Here is a 15,079-nt window from a genome sequence, read left to right as displayed (position 1 = left end):
CAGGCACGCTACCGGAATCACTCCGCGAAGAAGAGGACGGGCCCTTGCACCCGCACGCTCACCCTGTCGCCGACCCGGTACGCCGCCTCTCCCCTCGCCCGCGCGCGCACCATCACACCGCCGGGCAGTACCACCGTGACGGCGGCGTCGTGGCCGAAGAACTCCACCCGCTCCACCCGGGCCACGCCACCGCGTACCAGCACAAGCTGCTCGGGCCGCAACGCCACCCGGCCGGTTCCCGGCAGGCCGTCTTCTGAGGTGACGTCGGCCCGTAGCGGGCCGAGGGCGCAGGTGACCGTCCCGTTCGCGGCGACGGCCTCCAGGACCACCGCCTCGCCGACGAACGTCGCCACGCCCAGGTCGGCGGGGCGGGCGTAGAGCTGCTCCGGGGTGCCCTGCTGGACGATCACGCCGTCTCGCATCACGGCCACGGTGTCGGCCATCGACAGCGCCTCCTCCTGGTCGTGGGTGACCAGGACCGCGGTGGCGCCCGCCTTCTTGAGCGCCGCGCGCACGTCGTCGCGTACGGTCCCGCGCAGTGAGCGGTCCAGCGCGTTGAACGGCTCGTCGAGCAGCACCACCCCCGGCCGCGGTGCCAGCGCGCGGGCGAGCGCGACCCGCTGCTGCTGCCCTCCACTCAACTGGTACGGCATCCGCGAGCCGTACCCACCGAGCCCGACCAGCTCCAAGCACTCCTCCACCCGCTCCAGAACCCCGGCCCCGGCCCGCCGGAAGAGCCCGCGAACCAACCCGAATCCCACGTTCCCCGCCACCGACAGGTGCGGGAACAACGCGGCGTCCTGCGGCACGATCCCCACCCGCCGCTTCTCCGGCGCCAGCCCGCCCACCTCGGCCCCGCCGATCAGCACCGACCCGGCCTCGGCCCGTTCGAACCCGGCCACGATCCGCAGCAACGTCGTCTTCCCGCACCCGGACGGCCCCAGCACCGCCGCCAGATCCCCGTCGGCCACCTCCAGCGCGGCGCCACGCAGCACCGCCGCGCCGTCGAACGCCTTCGTCACCCCGGAAACGGTGAGCCCGCTCATGTCCCCCGCCTTCCCAGCAGGAATCCCGGCACCGCGGCCAGCGCCATCAGCAGCGCCGCGTACGGCGCCGCCGCCGCATAGGCCCCCGCCCCCGTCTCCGTCCACAGCCGCGTGGCCAGCGTCTCCATGCCGGTTGGGCCGCAGCAGGATCGTGGCGGGCAGTTCCTTCATGGCGGTGAGAAACACCAGCGCCGCCCCGGCCAGCACCCCCGGCAGCGCGAGCGGGAGCGTCACCTGCCGCACCGCCCCCAGCGGGCCACGCCCCAGCGACCGCGCCACCTCTTCCAGCACCGGCGGCGACTGAAGAACGGAGGCCCGCACCGCCCCAACGGCCGCGGGCAGGAACAACACCGCGTAAGCGAGCACCAGCAACGGCCACTGCTGATAGATCGGATAGGCGTAGCGCACGGCGAAAAACACCAGCGACAACGCGATCACCACACCGGGCAGCGCATGCCCCACGTAGGCGGACTGCTCGACGAACCGGGAAAGCCGCCCCCGATGCCGGGCCGCGACGATCCCCACGGGTACGGCCAGCGCCACCGTCACAACCGCCCCCGCCGCGGAGACTCCCAGCGTGGCCCCGGTGGCCGAGACCAGCGTCCCCAGGTCGAGCCCGCGCGAGGACCCGGCCACCAGCCAGTACAGGATGCCGACCAGCGGAAACCCGACCGCCAGCGACGCCACGAGCGCGGCCCAGGCCAGCGCGGGCGCCTTCCAGGTCCGTACGACGGCCCGCCGCCGGGCGGGGCTGCCCCGCAGGGCATAGGCCGCCCGCCCCCGCGTACGCCCCTCGGCCAGCACGATCAGCAGAGTGATCACCACCAGCGCCAGACCGAGCACCGCGGCCGGAGTGCGATCGAACCCCGCCCGGTAGGACGTGTAGATCTGCGTGGTGAAGACGTCGAAGCGCATGATCGACACGGCGCCGAACTCGGCCAGCGCGTACATGGCCACCAGCAGCCCGCCCGCCGCCGCGGCCGGTCTGAGCTGCCGCACCACGACGGCCATGCGCCCGCGGCCGAGGGACAGCGCGACCTCTTCGAGCGCCGGGTCCATCCGGCCGAGCGCCGCCGCCACGGGCAGGTACACGTAGGGGTAGGTGCACAACGTGAGCACGAGCGCCGACCCCCAGAACCCCGAGACGCCGGGGAAGGCGGCCACCCACGTGTACGCCGCCACGTACGACGGCACCGCCAGCGGCAACGCGGCCAGCGCGCCCCACACCTCGCGCCCCGGCAGGTCGGTCCTGACCACCAGCCACGCCAGCGACACCCCCACGACCAGGCAGGCGGCCGTCACCACCGCCGCCAGCCCGAGGCTCCGCACGGCCAGCTCCGCCGTACGGACGCGAAAGAGCACCCCGGCGAAGGCGGCGGGACCGCCCTCGGCCGCCCGCACCACGAGATAGGCGACGGGCGCGAGCGAGAGCGCGGCCGCCAGCAGGGCGGGCACCAGGAGCGCCGCGGGGAGGCGGCCGCGCGGCATCAGACGAGGCCCGTTTCCTGGAGCAGTTTGAGCGTCTGCTCCAGCGAGTCGAGCTTGGCCAGGTCGATCTGCGGGCCCTTGAGCGCGTCGAGCTTGGGCAGGGCGGGATCCGGTTCGATGCCGGCGACCAGCGGGTACTCCTTCGTGGTCTGCGCGAAGTACTTCTGGGCGTCGGGGCTGAGCAGGTAGCCGATGGCCTTCTGGGCGGCGGGCAGGTGCAGGGACGCCTTGAGCGTGCCGGCACCGGCCACGTTGATGAGCGCGCCGGGGTCGCCGCCCGGCAGGTAGGCCAGCCTGGAGGGGATCTGGCCCTGTTCCGCGGTCTTCTCGTACCAGTAGTAGTGGTTGATCAGGCCGAGCTGGAGTTGCCCGGCGTCGACGGCGTTGAGGATCTTGATGTTGTCGCCGAAGCTCTGGACGCCGTTGGCCTTCATGCCGGTGAGCCACTTCCTGGCCGCGTCCTCGCCTTTGAGCACGCGCAGCGCGGTCACGAACGCCTGGAAGGAGGCGTTCGTCGGCGCCCAGCCGACCTTGCCCTTCCATTGGGGGTGGGTCAGCTCGAAGACGCTCTTGGGCGGCGCGGTCACGGTGCGCGGGTCGTAGACGATCACCCGGGAGCGGCCGGAGACGCCCACCCAGTCGGCGCCGCGGTACTGCCGCGGCACCTTCGCCAGCGTCTCCTGCGGCACCGGCGCGAGGACGCCCTGCCTGGACAGCGCGCCGAGTGCGCCCGCGTCCTGGGAGAAGAAGACGTCGGCGCGGGTGCGCTCGCCCTCTTCCATGATCTGGGCGGCCAGCTCGGCGCTGTCGCCGTATCTGACCTGGACGTTCAGGCCGGTGGCCGACTTCAGGCGGGCCAGCAGCGGGCCGACGAGCTTCTCGTTGCGGCCGGAGTAGATCACCAGGGAGTCGTCGGCGAAGCCCTCCGCCCCGCCGGACCCGCATGCGCTCGCGGCCAGCAGTACCAGAACCGCGGCGATCAGCCTACGCACGGACATGGGACTTCCTCAGGTTGATCGTGAACAACAGGACGAGCACCGCCGCCCACGCCAGATGCGGGGGCCAGAAGCCGGGCCGCCGGTAGTCGGGCAGGACGTTCGCGACCACCTGGTAGACGGGCGAGGCGACCTCCCGGAAGCCGGACACCCAGGTGAGCCGCCCGGCCAGGCCGTCGGCGGCCAGCCAGGCGTAGGTGAGGACGCCCGACAGGCCGAGCACCGCCGCCGCGACGCGCTTCCAGGTGCGGTCCAGCCAGCACAGGATGAGGATGAGGGCCAGCGGGAGCACCACGACGAGCTGGCGGCCCGGCCACCAGAAACCGTGCATGGTCACCGCCGCGAACGTGGCCGTCAGCCAGCCCGCCGCCAGCGGCAGCACGAGGCTCACGCGCCTGATCCCGAGGGCGAGCGCCGGGACCAGCAGGAGCCAGGCGGGCTGCCAGGCGGCCAGGCCGTACCCCTGGTCGACCAGCAGGCCGGTCAGCCGCAGCGCGCGTCCGGCGAGGTCGGGGGCGAAGCCCATCACGCCCCATTCGCCGGAGGTCTGGAAGTGGTCGCCGCTGGCGTAGACGGTCCAGCCGCCCCAGATCAGGCGGTGGACGACCAGGTACAGCGCGCCCATGACGGCGAAGCCCGCGAGCAGCGCCTTCGATCGGGTACGCCACAGGCCGAGCGCGGCCAGTGCCAGCGCCACGGGCACGTACTTGACCGACAACCACGGCAGCGCCGACACCACCGCGGCGAAGGCCCAGATCCTCGGGGTGCCCAGCAGCGCGACGGCGCCGACCGCGGCCAGCGCCGCGGGCACCTCGGGGTAGACCTGCTGTCCGTAGACGGCCAGCGGCGCGCTCGCCGCCGCGATCGCCACCCCCGCCGTCGCGATCTTCAGGGGTACGGCGAAGCGGCGCACCGCCGTCCACAGGGTGAGGACGGCCAGGGCTCCGGCCATCAGCGCCATGACCGCCTTGGCCGCCACCCAGCCGCCGAGGCGCATCGGGATCGCGAGCACGATGGGCAGCAGAGGGTCGTGCGGGCTGATCTGGGTACCGCCGTCGAGCACCTCGGTCTGGACGGGCAGCTCCGCGCCGCCCCACGGGACCCAGCGGCGTCCGGCCAGCTCGTCGGAGATGTCCAGCGAGCGGTCCTCGGCCAGGGAGAGGGCGGTGAGCAGGTACTGGGGCTCGTCGACGGCCACGTGCGCGCCGAACGTGGACGGCACCCCGATCCCCAGCGCCGCCGCCACGACGGCCACCACCCCGGCCAGCGCCATGTGGCGGTAGAGCACACCGGAGCCCACGCGGGCGACGGCGACACCCGCCCCCGCGATCACGACCTCCCCGCCAACCCGGTCGCCACCAACCCGGTCGCCGCCAACCCAGTCGGCGCCAAACCGGTCGGCGCCAAACCGGTCGTGGCCAATCCGGTCGTGGCCAGAACATGGGCGTACTGGCGGCGGACCACGTCGAGCAGGTCGGTCTCCGGGGTCCAGCCGGTCAGGGCGCGCAACCGGCGGGTGTCGGCCAGCGAGTCGCCCGGCTCCACGGGCGGGGCGGGCTCGATCGTGTAGCGCACCCGCGCCCCGGTCACCTCGGCCACGGCCCCGGCCAGCTCCCGCAGCGTGCGTCCCCGGCCCGTGCCGAGGTTGACCACGCCGGGCACCCCGGTCAACGCGATCATGGCCTGGGCGGCCTGCCGTACGTCGGTCACGTCGCGGGTACGCTCCAGCGAGCCGAGCACCCGCAGCGGGCGGCCGAGCGCGGCGGCCTCCAGCCAGAGCGACAGCGCCATGTCCGGCCGCTGGCCCTCCCCTGCGACGGTGAACGGGCGGACCACGGTCACCGGCCGCCCGGCGCACAGGTGTTCCAGGGCGAGCTTGCTGCGGGCGTAGCCTCCGGCCGGGCGGGGCGGGTCGGCCTCGTGGCTGGGGCGGCCGTGGCGGGCGCCGCCGTACACGGAGCTGGAGGAGGCGATCATGAGCGGGACGCCGGGCGGGACCGCGGCCAGCACCCGCGCGCCCGCGAGCACGTTGTCGCGGTGCCTGCGGCGGGCGAGGCCGGGGCCGCCGCCGCGCACGCCGGGGCAGCCGGCCAGGTGGTAGACGGCGTCGGCGGCGGCCAGTGCGGCGCCGACCAGGTCGTCGTCGAGCAGGTCTGCGGTGAGCGCCGTCAGCCCGGGGCGGGCGGCCTGCGCCCGCCGGTCGACGCCGATCACCCGCCGGCCCGCGGTGAGCAGCGCCTCCGTCAGGGCCCGGCCGATGAAGCCCGCGGACCCGGTCACGACGACTGTCACCCGCGTCCCCTTCGCTGGAGCGCCAAGAGCTAGGTAAAGGTAGCCTAACCTCACTCCTTCCAGCCACAAAGGTGCCTCATGGGGAACGTCACCAGGGCGGCCCGGCGGATCGCCGGCGTGGTGCTGCTGGCCGTCGCGTGCTGGTACCTGACGCGGGTGGTCTCCGGCCCCGACCTCGCCGCCGCCGCCCGCGCGCTGCTGTCCGGCCCGCTCGGCCTCGCGCTCGCCCTCATCCTGTACGGCACCGCCTTCGCCCTGCGCTCGTGGTCCTGGACCCGCGTGCTGCCCGGATTGCCCGGCGGCCAGGCCTGGGCGGCGGTCCACGTGTCGCTGCTGGGCAACCACATGCTGCCGTTCCGCCTGGGCGAGGCCCTGCGCGCCACCTCGGTCCTGCGCCGGACCCGCCTGACCGACGCCAAGACGGTGGTGGCCTCCGTGGTGGCGGTGCGGGCGGCCGACCTGCTCGCGGTGCTCGCGCTGGCCCTGGTGGCGACGCTGGCCGGCGGACCGGCACTGGCCGGCGGGCCCGCGCTGGTCGGCGGGCCGGCGGGCTGGTGGGTGTGGCCGGTCGCGGCCGGCCTGGCGCTGGTGATGGCGGCGGCCTTCCGCTTCCTTCCGCTAACCCGGTCCCACCTGCCGCTGGTGACGGTGTGCGCGCTGGTGGCGTGGGTGCTGGAGGCGGCCGTGGTGTACGAGGTGGCCAGGATGAGCGGCGTCGCGCTGAGCCCGGCCGGCGCGGTGGCGGTGACGGCCGTGACGATCGCCGCCCAGACGGTCGCGGTGACCCCGGGCGGCATCGGCTCCTACGAGGCCGCGGCGACCGCCGCCCTCACCACTCTGGGCGTCGCGCCGGGTCAGGCGTTCGCGGTGGCCCTGCTCACCCATGCGGTCAAGACCGCGTACTCGCTGGCCGTCGGCGTCCCCGCCCTCTTCGTCCCGGCTCCCGGTTACTTCGGAAGGTTCCGCCTGCCCCGCCGCCTGCCGCCCCGCCCGCCGACGGAGGAGCCCGCGCCGGACGCCCCGGTCGTGGTGTTCATCCCCGCCTACAACGAGGAGGCGACGATCGGCGCGGTGGTGGCCCGCCTGCCGCGCACGGTCTCCGGCCGCCCCGTCGTCACGCTGGTGATCGACGACGGCTCCACCGACGCCTCCGCCGGCCGCGCGCGGGCCGCGGGCGCCACGGTGCTCGCCCAGCCACGCAACCTGGGTCTGGGCGCCGCCGTCCGGCGCGGCCTGGGTGAGGCGAGCGCCAGGACCCCGGCGGTCGCCGTCTACCTGGACGCCGACCTCGAGTACTTCCCCGAGGACCTGGAGTCCCTGGCCGCGCCGGTTCTGAGCGGCGCGGCCGACTACGTCGTCGGCTCCCGCTTCGCCGGCACCATCGAGCGCATGCTCCCCCGCCGCCGCTTCGGCAACCGGGTGCTCACGCTCTGGGTCCGCTGGCTGACCCGCCGCCGCGACCTGACCGACGGCCAGAGCGGCTACCGCGCCTTCTCCCCTCGGGCGGCGCGCGCGGCCGAGGTCATCCACGACTACAACTACGCCCAGGTCCTCACCCTCGACCTGCTCGCCAAGGGCTTCGCCTACCAGGAGGTCCCGATCCGCTACGCCTTCCGGCAGAGCGGCGAGTCCTTCGTCAGGCTCGGCCGCTACCTGCGCGAGGTGGTCCCCGCCGTGCACCGCGAGCTCAATACGTGACCTGAGGCCTCTACCCTGCGGCTCCATGAACGCACCGGCGTTACGCCTGGCCCGGCTCGTCGCGGCCGGGGTCAGCGCGGGCTTCGCCTTCGGCGGGGTCATCGGCATCGTGTACTCCAAGGACCCCGCGCCGATGAAGGCGCTGGCCTTCACCCTGCTCACCGTCCTGTTCGCGCTGCACCTGCGCAACTGCGTACGGCGCGCCGACGGCCGCAGACCCGGCGGCTGGCCCTGGACGCTGGCCGTCCAGGTGGTGCTGACCGGCGCCGGCCTGCTGCTGTTCCCCGCCACCTGGTACGGCAACACCGGTTTCCTGGCCGCCGCCATGCTGCTGCTGTTCCGGCGGCCGTGGCCGAAGTGGGGCGGGTTCGCGCTGGTGCTGGCGGCCCAGTTCGCCTCCACCCTGACCGTTCGCCCGGCGGTGACCGAGGGCCTGTACGTGGCGATCGGCCAGACCGCGTTCGTGGGCATCGCCCTGTACGGCGTGGTCCGGCTGACCGACCTGATCGCCGACCTGCGCGGCACCCAGGCGGGGCTGGCCGCGGCCGTGGTGGCCAGGGAACGGCTGGCCTTCGCCGAGGAGCTCAACGAACGGGTCGGCGCCGGGCTGGAGCGGGTGGTCAGGCATGGCGAGGCCGTACTCGCCGCCGAGGACCGGGAACGCGCCCGGCACGAGCTCGACACGGGGCTGAGCACGGCCAGGCTGGCCCTGACCGAGGTCAGGTCGGTCTCGCACACCACCCGAGAGACTGCGCGCGGCCGTCCGGTGGCCGCGGACCTGACCATCAGGGTGGCGTCGGTGCTGGTGGTGGTGACGATCCTGCTCATGATCGTGCCGCGGGAACTGCGGCAGGTGGCGCTGGCGCCGCCGCCGCCGGGCCTGCTGGCGTTGTTCGGGGCGTCGCTGGTGCTGATGGTCGGGCTGCATCTGCGGGCCTGCCTGCGTACCGACCGGTACTGGCCGTGGGTGCTGGCGGCGCTGGTGCTGGTCACCTACCTGCCGAGCCTGGCTCTGGGGCCGAAGCTCTGGTACGTGGCCGCGTACCTGCCGGGCGCGGCGCTGGCGCTGGTGCCGGGTCGCCTGCGGTGGGCGGTCGCGGCGGCGGCGATGCTCGGCGACCTCTACTACCACTCGGCGGTCACCGGCTGGGCCGACAACGCGCTCGACACGGCCTACGGCCTGGTCTACATCGCCGAGCGGGCGCTGATCGTCTACGCGCTGTGGCGCATGGCGCGGCTGGCCGCCCAGATTCACGAGGCCAGGATGGAGCTGGCCAGGGTGGAGGTGGCGCGCGAGCGGCTGCGCTTCGCCCGCGACCTGCACGACCTGCTCGGCTACGGCCTGTCCGTGGTGGTGCTGAAGGCCGAGCTGGCCGTGCGGCTGCTGGGCCGCGACCCCGCGGCGGCCAGGCGGGAACTGTCCGACGGTCTTGACGCCGCCCGCCGGGTGCTGTCCGACATCGACTCGGTCGCCTCCGGCTACGGCACGATCGCGCTGGCCGACGAGATCGCCTCCGCCCGCGCGGTGCTGGCCGCCGCGGGCGTCGAGCTGATCGCGGACGTCTCCGCCGAGCGCCTGCCGGACACGCACGACGCCGTACTGGCGACCGTGCTGCGCGAGGCGGTCACGAACGTGCTGCGTCACAGCGACGCCCGCCACGGCACGCTCGTGCTCGCGGTGGACGACGAGACGGTGGGGCTGCGCCTGGCCAACGACGGGGTACGCGCCCCCGCCCACGAGCCGGGATCGGGGCTCGGCAACCTGCGCGAACGGGTCGAGATCCTGGGCGGGCAGCTGTCGATCGAGACCGGGCCGGACACGTTCGCGCTGGCGGCGGCGCTGCCGTTAGATCCAGCCCTCGTCGGCGGCGATCCTGATCGCGTCCACCCGGTTGCGCGCGTTGAGCTTCATGACCGCTGACGACAGGTAGTTGCGTACCGTGCCGCGGCTGAGCGACAGCCGTACCGCGATCTCGTCGGGCTCGGCGCCGGTGGCGGCCTGGCGCAGCACGTCGACCTCCCGCGCGGCCAGGGGGTTGTCGACCTTGCGCAGCGCGGCGAGGGCGAGCTGCGGGTCGACCACCTGCTCGCCCGCCCGCACCTTGCGGATCGCGTCGATGAGGTCGCCGGTGGGCGAGTGCTTGAGCAGGAAGCCGCTGACGCCCGAGGCCATCGCGCGACGCAGGTATCCGGGCTTGGCCAGCCCGGTCAGGACCAGCGCGGCGCAGGACGGCACTTTCTCGCGCAGTTCGGCGGCGGCCGTGAGGCCGTCCAGTTCCGGCAGGTCGATGTCGATGACCGCGACGTCGGGAGTGTAGGTCACGGCGGCGGGGACGATCTGGTCGCCGCGCTCCACGGCGGCCACCACCTCAAGGTCGTCCTCCAGGGCGAGGACGGCGGTGAGCGTCTCCCTGAGGATGCGGACGTCCTCTGCGATCAGCACACGGATCACTGTGAATCCTTCACGCGGGATCGGTGAATGCGGCACTACCTGGAGTTACTTCCGATTGGCGACTATACAGACACAAGAGAGGAGCACGTCATGCAGAAGATCACCCCTTACCTCTGGTTCAACAACCAGGCGGAGGACGCCGCGAACCACTACGTCTCGATCTTCAAGAACTCCCGGGTCATCGAGGTCACGCCGATGATCGTGACCTTCGAGCTGGAGGGCCAGCGCTTCCTCGCGCTCAACGGCGGCCCGCAGTTCACGTTCAACGAGGCGATCTCGCTCTACGTCGACTGCGAGACCCAGGAAGAGGTCGACGAGCTCTGGGGCAGGCTCCTGGAGGGCGGCGGCGAGGAGGGCCGGTGCGGCTGGCTCAAGGACAAGTTCGGGGTGTCGTGGCAGATCATCCCGAAGGCGCTGCCGCGCCTGCTCAGCGACCCCGACCCGGCCAGGGCGGAGCGCGCGATGCAGGCCATGTTCACGATGGGGAAGATCGACGTGAAGGGCCTGGAGACGGCGGTCGAGGGCTGATCAGTCCTCGACTCAGTCCTCCACGACATGCCGGGTGAAACGGGTGCGCGCCGCCGACCAGGCGGCGTCGTCCCAGCCTCCGGCGGTCAGCGCGGCGACCGCGTCGTAGGCCATGGCCATGGCGTGGTGGGTGTTGTCGTGGGCGAACAGCCCGAGCCGCCCGAACGTGGTGACCCCTTCCACCCCGGCCGCCCAGGCGTCGAGACCGGCCAGGTGCCCGGCGTAGCCGGTGCGGTAGACCGGGTAGACGTGCGGCAGGCGGCGTACCTCGATCCCGGCGAGGTTGACCGGCGGCAGGCCAGAGCGGGCCAGGCACTCGGCGACCAGCCCAGAGAAGTCGTCACAGGTCCAGATCTCGTCGCCCACCTGGCAGGGGATCTCGAAGCACAGCACGCTGCGATCGGCCGGATCGGCGGCGCTGACGCGGTAGTTGGCGGGCTCGGAGACGCGGGTGACAGGGGTGCCCGCGTCCGGGAGGTAGTGGGCGTCGTACGGGGTCCACCTGCCGCCCTCGTGCACCGCGTAGACCAGCACCATCGCCCGGAACCCCAGCCGGGCCGCCGCGCTCAGCACCTCCGGTCCGGGGCCGGGTTCGACCAGCCTGGCCAGCAGCGGCATCGGGATCGTCGAGAACACGTGCCCGGCGCGGATCTCCTCCCCCGCGTGCACGACGCCGCCGGACACCTGGGTGCAGGCGGTGCCGAGCCGGATCTCGGCTCCGGCGGCGCTCGCCGCGTCTGCCAGCGCCTCCACGATCTGCCCGAAACCGCGTCTGGGGTAGTGGAAGACCCTGCCCTGGCCGTCCGGGGCGCCGCGCAGGACCCTGCGGGCGATCTTCCACGGGCTGTCGGCGGTGACCCGTCTGCGTGCCTGGTCGCCGTCGATCTCCTCGCCGGGCAGACCCCAGAGCTTGCGGGCGTAGGGCTCGTAGAGCGCGCCGTACAGCGCCGGTCCCAGGCCGGCGCGCAGGACCTCCGCGTAGGTGCCCGCGGCCGGCCGTACCCGCAGCGGAGAGGTGAGGGCGTCACGGACGACACCCCCCAGCAGCCGGTACGGCAGCCGCCGCACCAACTCCCCCGCCCGGAGCGGAAACCCGACGAACCGCCCCGCCACCCGCAACCGCCCGTTGCGCGGCCGGAGCTGCAGGTCCGCGCCGAGCAGCCCGCGCAGGGCGGCCAGCAGGTGCGGCGGCGTGGCGGGGTGCAGGCGGTGGCTGCCGTGGTCCACGCGCACCCCCGCGACCTCGAACCCGGCCGACAGCCCGCCGACGTGGTCCGCGCGCTCCAGGACCACGACCGACAGGCCGCGCGCGGCGGCCCGCCAGGCGGCCGTCAGCCCTGCCGGCCCCGCTCCGAGGATCACCAGATCCGCACTCGTCACAGCGGATCAGCCTATGAGACGTTAACGAGTGAAAAATTCCTTCGCAAAACTCTCGCCCGAGAAGGAAAATGTTGAGACGCTGACTCCACCTGAAGCCCCCCAGTCCAAGGAGCAGTGAATGCGCAGAGCCTTGGCGATCGTCGCCTTGCTCCCGTTACTCAACATTCCGGCGGCCCACGCCGACGAACCCGCCGACCGGCAGCAGGCCTTCGCCGCGGCGGCCAAGGAGTTCCAGGTCCCGGCGAGCGTGCTGCTCGGCGTCTCGTACCTGGAGTCGCGCTGGGACGCCAACGCCGGCCGGCCCAGCAGCGACGCCGGATTCGGCCCCATGCACCTGACCGACGCCGCCGCCTACACCGGCTCCAACCACCATGAAGAGGGCGAGGAGGACCCGCGCGGCGACGACAGCAGGCCCCTTCCCCCGCGCGAGGAGACTCCGCCCGCACCGGCCGAGATCCCCGAGTCGCTGCGGACCATGGAGAAGGCCGCCGAGCTGACCGGCGAGTCCCACGAGAAGCTGCGCACCGACCCGGCCGCCAACATCCGCGGCGGCGCCGCGCTGCTGGCCTCCTACCAGAAGGCGCTCGGGGCCCCGCTCAGCGACGACCCGGCCCAGTGGTACGGCGCGGTCGCCCGCTACTCCGGCGCGGAGGAGAAGGAAGCCGCCCAGTTCTTCGCCGACGAGGTCTACACCACGATCAAGCAGGGCGCCGAGCGCACCACCGACGACGGCCAGCAGGTCAGGCTGACCGGCGTACCCGGACTCGGCGCGATCAAGGAGTGGCTGGACAAGCTCGGGCTCAAGCCCCCGCGCCGCGACGGCGTCGAGTGCCCGTCCACGATCTCCTGTGAGTGGATCCCGGCCAAGCAGGCCGAACTGCCCAACGGCAACTACGGCAACTTCGACACCTCGAACCGGCCCTTCAACCAGAAGGTCGACTACATCATCATCCATGACATGGAGGGGTACTGGCGGCCCTCCATCGACCTGCTGCTGAACCCGGCCCGCGCGGCCAGCTGGCACTACTCGCTGCGCTCCAACGACGGGCACATCGCCCAGCACATCAAGACCAAGGACGTCGGCTGGCAGGCCGGTAACTGGTACGTCAACGCCAAGTCCATCGGCCTGGAGCACGAGGGCTTCCTCGCCGAGCGCGGCTCCTGGTACACCGAGGCCATGTACCGCACCTCCGCCAAACTGGTCCGGTACCTGGCGCTCCGGCACGGCGTCCCGCTCGACCGCGCGCACATCCTCGGCCACGACAACGTGCCCGGCACCCTGCCGACGACCGTGCGCGGCATGCACGAGGACCCTGGGCCCTTCTGGGACTGGGACCGCTACTTCAAGCTCATCGGCGCGCCGTTCCACCCCTTCGGCGGCCCGAACGCGGGCACGGTCATGATCAAGCCGGACTTCGCCACCAACAAGCCGTACTTCTACGGCTGCGACCGCAAGCAGCCCGAGCTCGACTGCCCGCCCACCAGCGCCGCCACCGTCTGGCTGCGCAAGGAGCCGCGCCCCGACGGCCCGCTCGTGGACGACATCGGCAAGCGTGGCGCTGGAAGGTCCATCTACAGCGTCTACGACCACAGCGCCCGCGCCGTCACCGGCCAGCGCTACGCCGTGGCCGATCGCCAGGGCGAGTGGACCGCCATCTGGTACCTCGGGCAGAAGGCCTGGTTCCACAACCCCGCCTCGGCCCCGACCGCGATCCCGTCCATGGGGCTCGTCGTCACGCCCAAGAAGGGCCTCGCGACCGTTCCCGTGTACGGCAGGGCCTACCCGGAGCAGGAGGCCTACCCGGCCGACATCCCGTACCAGCCGATCACACCGCTGATGTACACGTTCTCCGCGGGCGAGAAGTACAGCTTCGGCGGCGCCCAGTTCGGCGAGTACTACCGCGCGGTCACCATCGACCCGTCCACCCACAAGGTGGTGCGCGGCAAGACGCTCTACTACCAGATCCAGTTCGGGCATCGCGTGATGTTCGTCAAGGCCAGTGACGTGACCCTGTCCTGGGCCTGACCACCGGGCGGGGCGGCCGGGCCGCCCCGCCTCTCACCCGATCAGGGCGGGATAGTCGGTGTAGCCGCGGTGGTCGCCGCCGTAGAACGTGGCCGGGTCGGCCACGTTGTACGGCCCGCCCGACTTGATCCGGGCCGGCAGGTCGGGGTTGGCCAGCCAGTACGCCCCGAGCGTGACGGCGTCGGCCAGCCCTTCGCGCAGGACGGCGGCCGCCTGCTCGGGAGTGCCCGACGGGGTGCCGGGCTCGGCCTTCGGGTTCAGGATCAACGTTCCCGGCCACGTGGCCCTGATGGCCTTGGTCAGCTCCCTGTCCCACTCCATGATGTGCAGGTAGGCCAGGCCGTACCGGGAAAGGGCGCGCGCCAGCGCCGGGTAGAGCTCGTCGGAGTCCCGCTCCCTGATGCCGTTGCTGGGGTTGCGCGGGGAGATGCGGAAGCCGACCCGCTCCGGCCCGATGGCGTCGCCGACCGCCTGGGCGACCTCGACGGCCAGGCGGATGCGGTTGTCCACGCTGCCGCCGTAGGCGTCGGTGCGGGCGTTGGCGCTGCCGCACAAGAACTGGTGGATGAGATAGCCGTTGGCCCCGTGCAGCTCCACCCCGTCGAACCCGGCGGCGAGGGCGTTCCCCGCCGCGGCGACGAAGTCGTCCACGGTGGCGGCGATGTCGGCGAGCGTCATCTCCTTGGGCGCCGGGTGCTCCAGCATGCCCTCGGGGGTGTAGAGCCGCTCACCCGACGGGATGGCCGACGGGCCGTGCGGCAGCGCGCCGTCGGGGTAGAGCCACGGGTGCCCGACCCGGCCGGAGTGCATCAGCTGGGCGAACATCCGGCCGCCGCGGGCGTGCACGGCGTCGGTGACCTTGCGCCAGCCCGCGATCTGCTCCTCGGAGTGCAACCCGGGAGTGTCGATGTATCCCTGGCCGATCACCGAGGGCTGCGTGCCCTCCGAGATGATCAATCCGGCGGCGGCGCGCTGGGCGTAGTAGTCGACGGCCAGTTCGGTGGGCACCGCGCCCTCGGCGGCACGGCTGCGGGTCATCGGGGACATGAAGAGCCGGTTGGGAAGTTCCAGTCTTCCTACGGTCACCGGCTCGAACAACTCGTTCATCACAACCTCTTCCTGCGTCAACGGGGCTGGCCACGACGGTACGAGCGGCGGAATCACCGACGAATCC

At 72.9% G+C, this 15,079-nt stretch carries 11 protein-coding genes; 4 read left to right on the top strand and 7 right to left on the bottom strand.

Annotated features, from left to right (window positions below; all coding sequences use genetic code 11):
* Positions 1-17 precede the first annotated feature (17 nt).
* Genes ACIBKY_RS33575 through ACIBKY_RS33560 form a run of 4 tightly spaced genes read right to left on the bottom strand, consistent with a single transcriptional unit; the run spans position 18 to position 5,821 of the window.
* Positions 18-2,534, bottom strand: a complete 2,517-nt coding sequence (locus ACIBKY_RS33575) for an ATP-binding cassette domain-containing protein (RefSeq protein ID WP_397103026.1) — start codon at positions 2,532-2,534, stop codon at positions 18-20.
* The gene (locus ACIBKY_RS33570) at positions 2,534-3,532 is read right to left on the bottom strand and encodes an iron ABC transporter substrate-binding protein (RefSeq protein ID WP_397103024.1); all 999 of its coding nucleotides are present in this window, start codon (positions 3,530-3,532) and stop codon (positions 2,534-2,536) included. The genes ACIBKY_RS33575 and ACIBKY_RS33570 overlap by 1 nt, the downstream gene beginning before the upstream one ends.
* Entirely contained in the window at positions 3,519-4,862 is a 1,344-nt protein-coding gene (locus tag ACIBKY_RS33565) for a hypothetical protein (protein WP_397103022.1), read from the bottom strand. Before ACIBKY_RS33565 ends, ACIBKY_RS33570 begins: the two co-directional genes overlap by 14 nt.
* Positions 4,859-5,821 carry an NAD-dependent epimerase/dehydratase family protein gene (locus tag ACIBKY_RS33560; protein WP_397103021.1) on the bottom strand — a complete coding sequence of 321 codons (963 nt, stop codon included), beginning with the start codon at positions 5,819-5,821 and terminating at the stop codon, positions 4,859-4,861. The genes ACIBKY_RS33565 and ACIBKY_RS33560 overlap by 4 nt, the downstream gene beginning before the upstream one ends.
* Positions 5,822-5,899: 78 nt before the next feature.
* Here ACIBKY_RS33560 and ACIBKY_RS33555 point away from each other — a divergent pair, with 78 nt between their 5' ends.
* Complete coding sequence (locus ACIBKY_RS33555; RefSeq protein WP_397103019.1) at positions 5,900-7,519, top strand: lysylphosphatidylglycerol synthase domain-containing protein; 1,620 nt, start codon at positions 5,900-5,902, stop codon at positions 7,517-7,519.
* 25 nt (positions 7,520-7,544) lie between these two features.
* A complete protein-coding gene (locus ACIBKY_RS33550) occupies positions 7,545-9,440 on the top strand; it encodes a sensor histidine kinase (RefSeq protein WP_397103017.1) in 1,896 nt (631 codons plus the stop codon).
* Here the strand turns inward: ACIBKY_RS33550 and ACIBKY_RS33545 are convergent.
* On the bottom strand, positions 9,366-9,971 hold the full coding sequence (locus ACIBKY_RS33545; protein WP_397103015.1) for a DNA-binding response regulator: 606 nt from the start codon (positions 9,969-9,971) through the stop codon (positions 9,366-9,368). The two genes, ACIBKY_RS33550 and ACIBKY_RS33545, sit on opposite strands and share 75 nt — an antisense overlap.
* A gap of 90 nt (positions 9,972-10,061) precedes the next feature.
* Here ACIBKY_RS33545 and ACIBKY_RS33540 point away from each other — a divergent pair, with 90 nt between their 5' ends.
* Entirely contained in the window at positions 10,062-10,499 is a 438-nt protein-coding gene (locus tag ACIBKY_RS33540) for a VOC family protein (RefSeq protein ID WP_397103013.1), read from the top strand.
* Between the two features lie 12 nt (positions 10,500-10,511).
* Here the strand turns inward: ACIBKY_RS33540 and ACIBKY_RS33535 are convergent, their stop codons facing one another.
* Positions 10,512-11,879, bottom strand: coding sequence for an FAD-dependent oxidoreductase (locus tag ACIBKY_RS33535; RefSeq protein ID WP_397103011.1), 1,368 nt, complete (start codon positions 11,877-11,879; stop codon positions 10,512-10,514).
* A 118-nt stretch (positions 11,880-11,997) separates the two neighbouring features.
* Between ACIBKY_RS33535 and ACIBKY_RS33530 the strand changes: the two genes are divergently transcribed.
* A complete protein-coding gene (locus ACIBKY_RS33530; protein ID WP_397103009.1) occupies positions 11,998-13,905 on the top strand; it encodes an N-acetylmuramoyl-L-alanine amidase in 1,908 nt (635 codons plus the stop codon).
* A gap of 33 nt (positions 13,906-13,938) precedes the next feature.
* Here the strand turns inward: ACIBKY_RS33530 and ACIBKY_RS33525 are convergent, their stop codons facing one another.
* Positions 13,939-15,012: an alkene reductase gene (locus ACIBKY_RS33525; protein ID WP_397103007.1), complete on the bottom strand. Its 1,074-nt coding sequence runs from the start codon at positions 15,010-15,012 to the stop codon at positions 13,939-13,941.
* Between the last annotated feature and the right edge of the window lie 67 nt (positions 15,013-15,079).

Source organism: Nonomuraea sp. NPDC050394 (assembly GCF_044459065.1).
Taxonomy (GTDB): domain Bacteria; phylum Actinomycetota; class Actinomycetes; order Streptosporangiales; family Streptosporangiaceae; genus Nonomuraea.
Note: the sequence above shows the minus strand (reverse complement) of the source record. Positions and strands in the feature narration are given on the sequence as shown.

Excerpts from the sequence above, each read along its gene's own strand:
- ACIBKY_RS33575 (WP_397103026.1), bottom strand. The coding sequence starts at position 2,534 with ATGCCGCGCGGCCGCCTCCCCGCGGCGCTCCTGGTGCCCGCCCTGCTG.
- ACIBKY_RS33570 (WP_397103024.1), bottom strand. The coding sequence starts at position 3,532 with ATGTCCGTGCGTAGGCTGATCGCCGCGGTTCTGGTACTGCTGGCCGCG.
- ACIBKY_RS33555 (WP_397103019.1), top strand. The coding sequence starts at position 5,900 with ATGGGGAACGTCACCAGGGCGGCCCGGCGGATCGCCGGCGTGGTGCTG.
- ACIBKY_RS33550 (WP_397103017.1), top strand. The coding sequence starts at position 7,545 with ATGAACGCACCGGCGTTACGCCTGGCCCGGCTCGTCGCGGCCGGGGTC.
- ACIBKY_RS33540 (WP_397103013.1), top strand. The coding sequence starts at position 10,062 with ATGCAGAAGATCACCCCTTACCTCTGGTTCAACAACCAGGCGGAGGAC.
- ACIBKY_RS33530 (WP_397103009.1), top strand. The coding sequence starts at position 11,998 with ATGCGCAGAGCCTTGGCGATCGTCGCCTTGCTCCCGTTACTCAACATT.
- ACIBKY_RS33525 (WP_397103007.1), bottom strand. The coding sequence starts at position 15,012 with ATGAACGAGTTGTTCGAGCCGGTGACCGTAGGAAGACTGGAACTTCCC.